An 11,534-nucleotide genomic window follows, 5' to 3' on the forward strand; every position below is an offset into this window, starting at 1 on the left:
GTGCGTATTATACGCTTTTCTTTTTACCTGTCAATACCACTACGAAAAGTTTTTTGATTTATTTTGCAGTTGTTGATAATTCCCTTTATTTTGTGGGTATTTACCGCCATTTGATATATAATTGAATATATTGTTTAAGCAATTTTTCGTTAGGCGATGTTCGCTAGTTTTACGGTCGTCGTCTCGCAATTTTTTTATGTTCATGTCAGAAAATATGTGAGGGCAAACAATGTCTGTACAACCTCCTTCCCCTGCTGGTAATGATTTTAGACTCCCTGTCCACCAAGTAGATGCCACTAAAAAGCGCGTACACCCCCGTTTTGTGACGGGTTTTTATCAAAACATCCGCGTTGTCAGTATGTATTTTTTATTGTTGTTGTTTTTGGTGTTGCCATGGATTCGCTACGGCGGACACCAAGCAATATGGTTTGATTTCTCGGGTTCTAAGATTGTGCTATTTGGGCTAACTTTTTTACCCCAAGACGTTTTTATTTTTGCGTTTTTCTTTATGGTTGCTGCCTTTTTATTGTTTATGGTAACCGTTTATGCCGGTCGTGTGTGGTGTGGTTATGCCTGTCCACAGACGATTTGGACGCATATGTATCAATATACTGAGAAGCTTATCATCGGTGATCGTAATAAGCAGTTTAAGTTAGATAAAGCGCCTTGGAATGGCGAAAAAATTATGAAGCGCAGTCTGGTTTACCTTATTTGGTTTATCATGGCATTAGTAACTGCATTGACTTTTACCAGTTATGCGGTTGGTACTGATTATCTTTATCATAGTTGGCAATCATTGGGCGGTATTCCTGTTCCAGATTGGTCTGCTCTGACTTGGGTATCTATTTTAATTTTTACTTTTTCTACTTTTGCAAATGCAGGCTATATGCGTGAGCATTTTTGTACCCATATTTGTCCTTATGGTCGCTTCCAAAGTGTGATGTTTGATAAAGATACTTTGATTGTGACCTATGACTATAAACGTGGTGAGCCACGCGGTGCGCGCAAAAAAGGCGGCGAAGATGAAAATTTAGGCGACTGTATCAACTGTCTAATGTGTGTGCAAGTTTGTCCTACGGGTATTGATATCCGTGATGGGCTGCAAGTTGAATGTATTCAATGCGCTGCTTGTGTCGATGCGTGTAATGACATCATGGATAAGGTTAATAAACCTCGTGGTTTAATTCGTTATAGTACCGAGCGCCAATTGGTCGAGAATCAGCCAAGTAAAATTTTGCGTCCACGGTTTTTTGCTTATTTGGCGGTGATTGCGTTGTTGATTGGGGCAGGGGTTTATTTTTTAACCAGTCGTGTACCGCTGCAGATTGATATTCGCCGTGACCGTAATCAGTTGTCGTCAATCAATGCGCAAGGTTTGGTAGAAAATAACTACATCGTCAAAATCACCAATAAAACCCAGCAAGACCATGATTATGCGGTGACATTGACACCACAACCCGGCTTAAAACTTGATAGCCGCTTTAAAACCATTCCATTAGAAGCAGGCGAAAGTTATGACTTCCCTGTCAGTGTGCTGGGCGATCCAAAAGTGATTACCCAAAGCAATATTCCCATCCAAATGCAAGTGGTGAGCGTGGATGATGGCGGTAAATATAAAGCGGTAAAAGATAACGTGTTCACCACCGATAAATAAGTTTGATTGCCCTAAAAAAGCTGATTTTGATAATCGGCTTTTTTTGTGCCAAATTATTAGCGCACGTTATTGGGGCATGGGTTTTTCTGCTATACTAGCTTTTTGATTGTTATCTGCTGAGTGGTCTATGGCAACACCGACAAATTCTCCTGCTTCATCAACTTCTAATCAGTCGATATCCAAACTTTGGTATAAAAATTATATGGTTTGGATTTTTGTTATTGGTCTGCCGCTATTTGTGGTAGTCGCCTGTATTTGGTTTGTGTTTTACTCGGTGAGAATCCAAGACTCTACCGTGCGTGATGACTGGTACATGGATGGTAAGACCTTATATGCGGATGTGTCCAAAGACAAATTGGCGCATGATTTGGGGCTGACCGGTCAAATGATGATTCATAATCAGTCCGTCAATTTTAAACTTGAGGCGCCCGCCAGTGACAAGTTTAACGCACCTGAGCAATTGGCAGTGGAGATTTCCCATGCCACCCAAAAGCAAAAAGACCGCGACATTATCGTCAAACGGTTAAGTGATGGCAGTTATGCGGGCAATGTACAGCTAGACTCGTCTAAAGGCAAATACTATATTGTGGTGCATGACCCAGCCAATAGCTGGCGACTGCGTGCGATTGAGGAATTGCCGATGGCGAAGTCGATTGACTTTAAGCCACTGACGGCGTTTGATAAAAAACCAGACTAACACTGGCTAAGACTAACTAATAAATAATCGGCACTTGGCGTCCTTGTGCCTTTCATAGATATTCTCATAACCAAAAATACTACAAAATCTTGCTAGGTAGTCAACGAAATGGTAAGTGTTTAACAACTTTCCCAAATCCCCACTTGCCCTTCATGGAGTTTTGGCACACCGCCAAGCACCCGCCAAGGCATGGTGCTGCCATGAAAATCACTACCGATAGACACCTTTAACTCATGCTCTTTAATCACCCGATCGACCATATGGCGGGTTGAAGTCGGTTCATTACTGGCGGGTAATTCCACCGCATCGCCACCGCTACTGGCAAAATCTGCAATCAGTTTACGCACTTTGTTGGCGGTTAAATTGTAACGGGTCGCATGAGCCAAAGACGCTTTGCCACCACACTCATGAATCAAATTGATGCAATCTTTAAGCGATAAGCCATCGAGTGCCACATAGCAAGGTTTATGGTCAGCCAAATAGCCGGTAAAGGCTTTTTGTACATCACTCACCAAGCCTTGATCCGCCATCACTTTGGCAATATGAGTACGACCGACCGCTTGCGGATTACCTTTGGCTTGCACTAACACCGCCTGCCAAATCTCATCCATCGGGCGTTTAAAGGTATTTGCCACACGCTCGCACATCGCATAGCCGCGCGTTTCTCGATTGGCTTGGATGGCAGCGAGTTTGCTATGCATTGTTTCGATATCACTAAAGCCGTACCCCAGTACATGAATCACTTTTTCATTTTGGGCAGGTTTTTTGGAGTAGCCGCCCATGACACGATGACGACAGCTGATTTCAACACCGTGAATCAGCGTCATACCAAGACTTTCAGCGGTTTGGCGCGCCTCAAGGATACCAAGTACCGTATCATGGTCGCTTAAGGATAATACTTTCACCCCTTTTTCATGCGCTTTTTGCACCACTTCGCTTGGGCTAAAAGTGCCATCTGAGCGAGTACTGTGGCAGTGCATATCAATCGGAAGTTGGGTATAAATAGGACTGCTAGACAAGATATCAAGATTTAAAGAATTCACAAATACGCCTTAATTACAAAAGCTGGTTGCCAACAATAGGACAAAAAGGGGTTAAGACAAAGAGGGGTTAACTCTGCGCTGGCTTACTCACAAGTGCACGTGGTGGATGAAGCAAGGAAAATCGCAAAGTTACTTTTCGATTTTAGCATATCCGTGTAAACTAGCGGCTAAGATTTTTACAAGCGATTTTTGTTAGAGATGACTATGAGCGGTTTATTGGATTTGCTACCTTTACTGGCATTTTTTTACTTTTCCAAACAGCAAGGGGTATTGGCAGGTGCGGCGGCGTTATTGATTACGACACTGGTGGTATATGTCGTGCATTTTGCCCGGCAAAAAGGCAAGCTCAATAAACAGCAGTGGGTGACGCTGATTTTAACCGTGGGATTTTGTGGATTAAGCTTAATTTTCCATGACGAAGCATTTTTAAAATGGAAATCAACTGTCATCAATAGCGTGTTTGCAGTTGCCCTCATTATCAGTGTCGCGATAGGTAAACCGCTATTAGAGTTGGCAATGAAAAATGTGTTTCGATTGACCCAATCGGGCTGGAATAGACTCACCTTCGCTTGGGCAGGGTATTTCTTGCTGATGGCAGGTTTGCAATATTATTTTGCGTTTTTTACCAACAACGATACTTGGATTAATTTTAAAAGCTGGGGATGGATACCGGTAATGCTGGTGTTTTTAATCGGGCAATTTGTGTTCTTAAAAAACCATCTAAACCCAGACATACAGCAACAAATCAATGATAAAGGAAAAAACTAAAGGAGAATATGGATGGCACTTTATATTATTATCGGTCATGACGTCCCTGATAGCCTTGAGCTACGCAAACAGTTTCGCCCGGCTCATCTTGAGCGTCTTACGCGGTTAGATGAGCAGCGCCGTCTAATTATCGCAGGCCCTACGCCAATTGCGCATGGAGAGCCTGAAATGAGTGGCAGTGTATTGGTTGTGGATTTTGACAGCGATGAAGCCGTGCAAGCTTGGGCAAGTGAAGAGCCTTACTTATTAAATGGTGTGTATAGTCATGTGGATATCAAACCCTTTATCCAAGTTTTTCCTAAATCAGTGAGTTAATGTTGGGTTTAACCGTTGTTTGCAGTACATAATTGGCAAAGTCTGGGTGGTGATAGGTGGTAAGCATGAAAAAATTGGTGGGCACGTTGGCAAGCGGCGCAGTGTTATTGACGGTATTACAGGTGACAAGCCTGACCCATGCAGCACCGCAAGTTGTCGTCACTGACCCAAAAACAGGACAACCGCTCGCCAAACAGCCAGAGCTTGCCTCAAGCGTTGCCAGTAGCACCTCACCGATGCAAAACCCCAAACAACCTACCCTTGCCCAGCTCAACCAGCCTACTGACAGCCAGTTGTCCAAGGCCAACCAACAACTCTTGGCAAAAAATGCTGAATTACAAAACCAAGTCGATAGTTTAAACACGCAGGTCAAAGTGCTTGTCAATGAGCGCAGTGGACAGATTTTTATCTATGGTGCGGTCACGGCATTACTGAGTGGGATACTGGGTATCGCTCTGGGTTGGCTGGTCGCAGGGCGTAAAGGTCGTTGGTAATCGATTTTATAAGCCTACTATTATAAGCCTGACATTGACTTGTTATGATGCCAAATAACCAAGCCGACTTGCCAAAAAAGCCCACCGTCGCCATCATTGGCGCAGGTCCTGCTGGCCTGATGGCGGCAGATTATCTGCGCCAGTTTGATGTTACAATCCACGTATTTGAACAAAAACCATCCCCTGCCCGCAAACTGTTGATGGCCGGTAAATCTGGACTCAATATCTCGCACGCTGAGCCCGTTGATACCTTTGTCACGCGCTATCAGCCCAATGATTGGCTTACGCCGTATATTCAAGATTTTAATGCAGCGCATATCCGTGATTTTATGACCCGCTTGGGGGTTGAGTCTTTTGTTGGCTCGACAGGTCGCATCTTTCCTACCATGATGAAAGCCTCGCCGCTACTGCGGGCGTGGTTGCAAGCGCTGCAGCAGGACGGCGTGACGTTTTTTTATCGGCATAGCTGTGACAACATTGACGGCAAGCAAGCAACTTTTTCGGTAGCGCATGAAAGCGGCAATCTGACTGTTACCCAAAGCTTTGATGCGATTGTGTTGGCAACGGGCGCGATGTCATGGTCGCGGCTCGGTAGTGATGGCAAATGGCAGGCATGGCTCAGCGATGCAGAATTGACGCCGTTTTATGCCAGCAATGTCGGTATCTGTCGCCCACTGTCGCAGCCTTGGTCGGCGCATTTGCACCGCGATTTTGGCAAAGCATTAAAACGCATAAAAGCCCAGGTGACATTGCCCGATGGCAAAATTGAGCAGGGTTTTGGTGATATTATTCTCACTCATTATGGCATGGAAAGCGGGCTGATATACCGGCTCAATCGTGCCATGCGTGAGCAATTAAATCATACGGGCAAAGTATCACTGCAACTTGACTTGCTGCCTGATGTGTCTGACGAAAAATTATTGACTAGTTTAAAAAACCCCAAAAAACAATCGCTCGCTAACCTTTGGCGAAAGGCAGGACTTGATGCTGTCAAAATCGCCTTACTCAGAGAAATCGTCGCAAAAACGCACTGGCATGATGCCGATAAGATGACAAAGGCAATCAAACAGTTAACCGTAGAATTCGATGGTTTTCGACCGATTGAAGAAGCAATTAGCTGTGGCGGCGGGGTAAAACGCACAGCATTAACCGAGGATTTTGCGCTAAAATCTAATCCTTATGTATTTTGCTGTGGCGAGATGCTTGATTGGGATGCGCCAACGGGTGGCTATCTGCTGACGGCTTGTTTTGCCACAGGTCGAGCCGTCGGACAAGGCGTGGCACAGTTTTTAGCGTTATCCAAAAAGTTAAAGTAAGGTACTTGGTGTAAGGTAGTTATTGACTGTGCAGATAGCGACTGTAAAAGTAGGCAAGCAGGAGCACAAGCGCACAAATCGGCAAGCAGACAGGCAAGAACAGCGGATTTTGCATACCGCCAAACACTACCATCAATGAGCCCAATGCCGCCAAAATCGGCGATATCACACCCAATAACATACTTTTGATATGACCTTGTTGCCATAATCGAAACACAGCGAAGTAAAATACCAAATACAGTAAGTAACTCACCACAATCGCGATTTCTGAGATATCCATATCGCCAAGCAGCTGGTTTTTCATCACCGCATAATGCACAGCCGCCCAAAACATAGATAAGGCAAACCCCAGCAGCGCGGCACCAACCGATAGCTGATAGTTGGGCGAGACGTGACGCAATTGCGCGCTAAACGGAATCAAAGATTTGAGCGCTAAAGAATGCGGCAGACGAATCAGCCCTAATACCAAGCCATTGACTGTACCCATCACCGAAATCACCACAAATACCAAAAAGGCTTTGGCAGCGGTTTCGCCAAATAACTGGGTTGCCACCACATAGACGCTTTCATCACCCAATGCCATCACTTGTTCGGCGCCTAGATAGGAGGTGAGGCCAACAAAATACAGCAAATAGCCCAATAAAATCAACATAGGCGCGACAACTAGGGCAATCGGTAAATTACGTTTGGCATGTTTGATTTCCCCTGAAATACTGGTAGAGACCACCCAGCCATCAAACGAAAACGCAATCGGACCAATGGCGCCAAGCCATGCCAAAGACTGGGTCGCTTGACGCGCGGATTCACTTGGATGGGTTAAAGCAGCCACAGGGTCGCCATAGACAAACGCCATCACCCCTAGCACAAATAACGGAATTAATTTAACGACAGTGGCAAAGACTTGAAAACGTCCTGCAAACACCGCTGCCATCACATTAAACAGATAACAAATGACAAACCACGTAAGCCCAATGCCCATTTGTAATTCAAGCGATGCCTCTTTTACCCCAAATAATAGGGCGGTGTAAATACCCACTACCCACGTCACCACCACGCCAAGCGTCGGGTAATACAAAAACAATTGAAACCAGCCAATCATCGTAGAAAAATGTGGACTGACAAATTCATCGGCATAGCCAATCAATCCGCCATGCGCATCGGTACGTTTTGCCAGCTCAGCAATCGATAGCGAACCGAAAATAATCGCCACCGCCGCCAATACAAAAACCACCACGCCCAACGCCACATTGCCGTTGGTATATTTTAAAACATTGTCTGCCTTAAAAAATATCCCTGAGCCAATCACAATCCCTACAATCATTGCCAATGCGGTGATTAGGTTATAACGTCCGTTATTTGATTGATTCATGTTGTTACCACACCCAAAAAAAGCTGCATACCATGTTGCAACGATAAAAAATCAGTTATGCTATACCCCCTAATCGCTGTTTTCAAGCCTTGTATTAGTAATATTTTACTTAGCACTAACTTTTAGTTATTTATTATGGGTCACTGATGTCACAATCTAGCCAACCTCCTGTCACAAGCTCGAGCAAAAGTAGCACCCCAGCAGCAACCATTCAAACCGCCAAACTGCAATGGCAGCTAGATGATAACGGCGTGACTGTCCCCCTCTCTAACGAATTTGGTGATGTTTATTTTTCCAAAACGGACGGCTTGGCAGAATCTCGCCATGTTTTTATTGATGGCAACGACTTAGCCACTCGCCTCGCTAATTTGGGGAACTTTGAACGATTTGTCATCGGTGAAATTGGTTTTGGGACAGGGCTTAATATCTTGGCTATTTGGCAACTGTGGCAACAAATCAGACATGACAATCACAGCCATTTACATATCATTACCACCGAAAAGTTTCCCCTACGCAAAACTGACCTTGAACAAGCGCTGGGCGTGTGGACAGAGCTTGCTGGGTTATCACAACAGCTCATTGACAACTATCCGCCGCCACTGGCTGGCTGCCATCGTTTGAACTGGTTTGATGAACGATTGACGATTGATTTATGGCTTGGCGATGCGACGAGTAGTTTGTCGCAAGTGACTGGACAAGGCAAAATCGATGCGTGGCTGCTTGATGGGTTTGCGCCGAGCTGTAATCAAGAACTTTGGTCAGAGAGTTTATTTGCTCAAATTGCAAGGTTATCCAAACCTCACACGACTTTGGCGACATTTAGCGTGGCAAGCGCAGTCAAACAGGGACTAAAACATCACGGTTTTACCTTAGCCAAACGTAAAGGCTTTGGCAAAAAGCGAGAAATGCTCACCGCAAGCTTTCAACCTAAGTTAACGTCCGCCAATTTTTGCGAGGTTTATTTTCGCTATAACAAAAAAATTAAACCATTTTTTGTCACCCTACCTTTTACTGCATCTTTTGAATCCCGACGTCGTCAGCGTCGAAAAGCCAATAACGTTAAAGGCTTTGAACTACCCAATTTTTCCGCTATTACAAAACCGCTGTCTGTGGCGGTGATTGGGGCGGGTGTAGCGGGTTTAAGCAGTGCCTATGCCTTAGCCGCCCGTGGACACAAGGTCACCATTTTTGATAAAGCGCAACCATTGGCAGGCGCATCGGGCAATATCCGCGGTTTTCTTGCACCAAAACTTACCAGCCTAAAACGCCTTGAAACCAATTTGCATGCGATTGGTTATTTGGCAAGCTGTCGATTTTATCCTTATTTGACCGCACAAACCGGTATTAACATCCTACAAACCACCGGCTGTTTGGATTTACTCTCACACAATCGCTTACATCTTGATGAAGTCAAAGATTTTCCCATTGAATTTGCTCGTTTATTGACCGCTGAACAAGCCAAAGCAATGACAGGTTTTGATGTCGGGCAAGCGATATTTTTGCCCAATGCGGGCTTAATCACGACCGCAAACTTTGCCAACGCTGTTTTATGCCACCCCAATATCAGCTTTCAAGCCGAGGAATTAACCTATTTTCAGCAAGCCTATTTTCAGCAAGATGGCGACCAAGTGCTATTAACATTCACTGAGCGTCAGCAGTTTTTTGACCATGTGATTTTGTGCATGGCATTAGACACCTGCGATTTTTTACCCCCCATCAAACGCTTTAATCACAGCCGTGGGCAAGTGACGTGGTTTGCTGTCGATGAGCATGATAAAGCACAGTTGCCAAAACTGCCGCTAAAGTATGGCAGTTATTACGCCAGTTTTAACCAAAACAGTAAACACCATGTCATGCTTGGGGCAAGTTTTGTCAGGGATACCTTGGATACTGCGCCAGCAGTTGCTGACCATAAGATGAATGTGGCAGATTTGGCGGATGCGGTGCCCGATTTGGTCAATAACACCGATATATTTACCGTCGAAAAAAACATACCCCATTGGCAGGGTCGCGCCAGTATCCGCAGCCAAACCGTGGATTATCTACCCCTAGTTGGTCAGGTGTGGCAAGCGGGTTATGAAAACAATAGCCGAGTATGGAGCTTTTCGGCATTGGGGTCAAAAGGCTATGCTTATGCGCCGATTTGTAGTGAATTGCTGGCGGGACTGATGTGTGGGGAAATATTGCCGTTAGCTAACAAGATGGTCAACAGTTTAAGCCCCAATCGCAAGGTCATTCGACGCTAAGTCATTTTCTCAGCAGTTTTTGATAAACCAAACTGCGTAAACTATTTGGCAATAATCGCACCGGTAAGCGAATGGCGAGGTTTTTAAACAATTGCGCAATAGGCAAAAACCCTTGTTGATAAAAGCTTTGCTGAATAGCCCACTCGTATCGGGCATACGCCAAGCCCCCGCGCCGTTCATACATCGCATCCCCTGCGCGTGCATACACCAGCACCTCGGGCAAATTGGCAAACTGATAGCCAGCGACCAATAATCGTACCCACAAATCATAATCTTCAAACAGCGGCGCATGGCGATAGCTACCGACCGCTTGTACCGCTGATTTTTTGAAGGCAACGGTCATGTGGTTGATGGGATTGCGCGACTTGGCTGAGGCAAAAATCGCCTCGTGTGAGGTTGGCACCGTGCGAGATTTTTTCCCCTGTGACAGCTGCTTTTCAAATTCAATGATTTGCCCGCCCAACACGTCAATGTCGGGATGGTTTTGGATAAAGTTGATTTGCTGTTCAAAGCGGTTAGCCACACAGATATCATCAGTATCCATGCGCATGACCCAGTCATGTTGACAAGCGTTTAGACCTGCATTCAAAGCCTGTCCAAGCCCCAGGTTGTTTGTTAAAGCGATAATCGTTAACGGTAGTTGCGGCTTAAACTCTTGTACCACTTTTTGTAATGCCAAATTGATTGGACCATCAAAAACCAACACAACCTCATCGGGTTGGCATGTTTGGTTGACCAAGCTGGCTAGACATTCGGCTAGAAATTCGGGGTTTTCTTTGTCGTATAGGGACATCAGTACAGAAAATTTCATGTTAATTCACCCAGCCAAGTCAATGCCACATCCTTTTTTACTTTACGCGCAAACCAATAGCCATCAAATTTCGCCCGCTCAAGCTTTAATAAATCCAAATAAATCGGGCTATTGCCATTATTTACATTTTTGTCAAAAATAATCTGTCGGCGGTTATCATTGCTTAGGCGAATTTGATTGGTTAATTTTTCAGTAATTAGGGTTTGAAAAAAGTGTTCATCGGGCACCAGTTTGTGACGGAAAAAATCACTGTATTCATTGATAAAAGGCACAATTTTTTCCCAGTCTGCACGCGTCACTGAAAACCATTGTGAGCCAAAATAAATGGGCGAGTAATAGGGTTTTACTTTTGCCAAGCCTTGTTGCAGTTTGGTGATGATTTTGCCCGTCAATTGCCGTTGCCAGTCGCTGTCGGCATGGGGACTGTCCATGATAAAGCGATAGGCATACTGTGGCGCCATCTCGCAGGTCATCATCGCCTGAAAATCAAACCGCTGTTGCCACTGTTTTTCTATGACTTCAAATGGTTGTAACACCACATCTTCACCGCTTACTAGGTGAAAATAAGCATTTTCCTTATTGGCAAACGCCGTTTCAAACAATTTTAATGTTGCTTCAATTTGGGTAAACCCACCCCAACGCACCGTTATTCTATCTTTGAGCAAAAATACATTGGCTAGCTGTGTAGTCTCAGCGTTAGGAAAATAATCGGATTTCGCATCCATATGCACATAAAAATTGACGTTGGGCTGAATTTTCGCCAGCTTGATAAAATAACTGATATCTTGGTGGGCTTGGATAAGTAAGGCGTGTTTTTTCAT

The 11,534-nt window shown here is 44.8% G+C and carries 11 protein-coding genes; 7 read left to right on the top strand and 4 right to left on the bottom strand.

Annotation, left to right across the window (positions count from 1 at the left end):
• The first annotated feature begins 229 nt into the window (after positions 1 to 229).
• Together ccoG and RT064_RS08960 are read left to right on the top strand one after the other, a co-directional pair.
• Complete coding sequence (ccoG, locus tag RT064_RS08955) at positions 230 to 1,654, top strand: cytochrome c oxidase accessory protein CcoG (protein WP_313062943.1); 1,425 nt, start codon at positions 230 to 232, stop codon at positions 1,652 to 1,654.
• A gap of 127 nt (positions 1,655 to 1,781) precedes the next feature.
• A complete protein-coding gene (locus RT064_RS08960) occupies positions 1,782 to 2,351 on the top strand; it encodes a FixH family protein (RefSeq protein ID WP_313062945.1) in 570 nt (189 codons plus the stop codon).
• 119 nt (positions 2,352 to 2,470) lie between these two features.
• On the opposite strand, the gene RT064_RS08965 is transcribed toward RT064_RS08960, so the two are convergent.
• Positions 2,471 to 3,394, bottom strand: coding sequence for a PHP domain-containing protein (locus RT064_RS08965; protein ID WP_313062947.1), 924 nt, complete (start codon positions 3,392 to 3,394; stop codon positions 2,471 to 2,473).
• 204 nt (positions 3,395 to 3,598) lie between these two features.
• On the opposite strand from RT064_RS08965, the gene RT064_RS08970 reads away from it, so the two are divergent.
• The 4 genes from RT064_RS08970 (at position 3,599) to RT064_RS08985 (ending at position 6,287) form a co-directional block, all read left to right on the top strand.
• Positions 3,599 to 4,162, top strand: a complete 564-nt coding sequence (locus RT064_RS08970; RefSeq protein ID WP_100270300.1) for an inner membrane-spanning protein YciB — start codon at positions 3,599 to 3,601, stop codon at positions 4,160 to 4,162.
• Between the two features lie 12 nt (positions 4,163 to 4,174).
• Positions 4,175 to 4,477 (top strand): YciI family protein, encoded by a 303-nt coding sequence (locus RT064_RS08975; protein WP_138018662.1) that lies wholly within the window; start codon positions 4,175 to 4,177, stop codon positions 4,475 to 4,477.
• A gap of 65 nt (positions 4,478 to 4,542) precedes the next feature.
• On the top strand, positions 4,543 to 4,971 hold the full coding sequence (locus RT064_RS08980; RefSeq protein WP_313062949.1) for an SH3 domain-containing protein: 429 nt from the start codon (positions 4,543 to 4,545) through the stop codon (positions 4,969 to 4,971).
• 44 nt (positions 4,972 to 5,015) lie between these two features.
• Entirely contained in the window at positions 5,016 to 6,287 is a 1,272-nt protein-coding gene (locus RT064_RS08985) for a TIGR03862 family flavoprotein (RefSeq protein ID WP_313062950.1), read from the top strand.
• Between the two features lie 19 nt (positions 6,288 to 6,306).
• On the opposite strand, the gene RT064_RS08990 is transcribed toward RT064_RS08985, so the two are convergent.
• Positions 6,307 to 7,656 (bottom strand): APC family permease, encoded by a 1,350-nt coding sequence (locus RT064_RS08990; protein WP_313062951.1) that lies wholly within the window; start codon positions 7,654 to 7,656, stop codon positions 6,307 to 6,309.
• Positions 7,657 to 7,802: 146 nt separating this feature from the next.
• Between RT064_RS08990 and mnmC1 the strand changes: the two genes are divergently transcribed.
• Positions 7,803 to 9,902, top strand: a complete 2,100-nt coding sequence (mnmC1, locus tag RT064_RS08995; RefSeq protein ID WP_313062952.1) for an FAD-dependent 5-carboxymethylaminomethyl-2-thiouridine(34) oxidoreductase MnmC1 — start codon at positions 7,803 to 7,805, stop codon at positions 9,900 to 9,902.
• Position 9,903: 1 nt separating this feature from the next.
• Here the strand turns inward: mnmC1 and RT064_RS09000 are convergent, their stop codons facing one another.
• Complete coding sequence (locus RT064_RS09000) at positions 9,904 to 10,713, bottom strand: glycosyltransferase family 2 protein (protein ID WP_313062954.1); 810 nt, start codon at positions 10,711 to 10,713, stop codon at positions 9,904 to 9,906.
• A complete protein-coding gene (locus tag RT064_RS09005) occupies positions 10,710 to 11,534 on the bottom strand; it encodes a beta-1,6-N-acetylglucosaminyltransferase (RefSeq protein ID WP_313062956.1) in 825 nt (274 codons plus the stop codon). The genes RT064_RS09000 and RT064_RS09005 overlap by 4 nt, the downstream gene beginning before the upstream one ends.

This window comes from Moraxella sp. CTOTU49097, assembly GCF_032064105.1.
Taxonomy (GTDB): domain Bacteria; phylum Pseudomonadota; class Gammaproteobacteria; order Pseudomonadales; family Moraxellaceae; genus Faucicola; species Faucicola osloensis_B.

What these genes read in the sequence shown, in the direction of transcription:
- ccoG (WP_313062943.1), top strand. Translation starts at nt 230, where the DNA reads ATGTCTGTACAACCTCCTTCCCCTGCTGGTAATGATTTTAGACTCCCT.
- RT064_RS08960 (WP_313062945.1), top strand. Translation starts at nt 1,782, where the DNA reads ATGGCAACACCGACAAATTCTCCTGCTTCATCAACTTCTAATCAGTCG.
- RT064_RS08970 (WP_100270300.1), top strand. Translation starts at nt 3,599, where the DNA reads ATGAGCGGTTTATTGGATTTGCTACCTTTACTGGCATTTTTTTACTTT.
- RT064_RS08975 (WP_138018662.1), top strand. Translation starts at nt 4,175, where the DNA reads ATGGCACTTTATATTATTATCGGTCATGACGTCCCTGATAGCCTTGAG.
- RT064_RS08980 (WP_313062949.1), top strand. Translation starts at nt 4,543, where the DNA reads ATGAAAAAATTGGTGGGCACGTTGGCAAGCGGCGCAGTGTTATTGACG.
- RT064_RS08985 (WP_313062950.1), top strand. Translation starts at nt 5,016, where the DNA reads ATGATGCCAAATAACCAAGCCGACTTGCCAAAAAAGCCCACCGTCGCC.
- RT064_RS08990 (WP_313062951.1), bottom strand. Translation starts at nt 7,656, where the DNA reads ATGAATCAATCAAATAACGGACGTTATAACCTAATCACCGCATTGGCA.
- mnmC1 (WP_313062952.1), top strand. Translation starts at nt 7,803, where the DNA reads ATGTCACAATCTAGCCAACCTCCTGTCACAAGCTCGAGCAAAAGTAGC.
- RT064_RS09000 (WP_313062954.1), bottom strand. Translation starts at nt 10,713, where the DNA reads ATGAAATTTTCTGTACTGATGTCCCTATACGACAAAGAAAACCCCGAA.
- RT064_RS09005 (WP_313062956.1), bottom strand. Translation starts at nt 11,534, where the DNA reads ATGAAAAAACACGCCTTACTTATCCAAGCCCACCAAGATATCAGTTAT.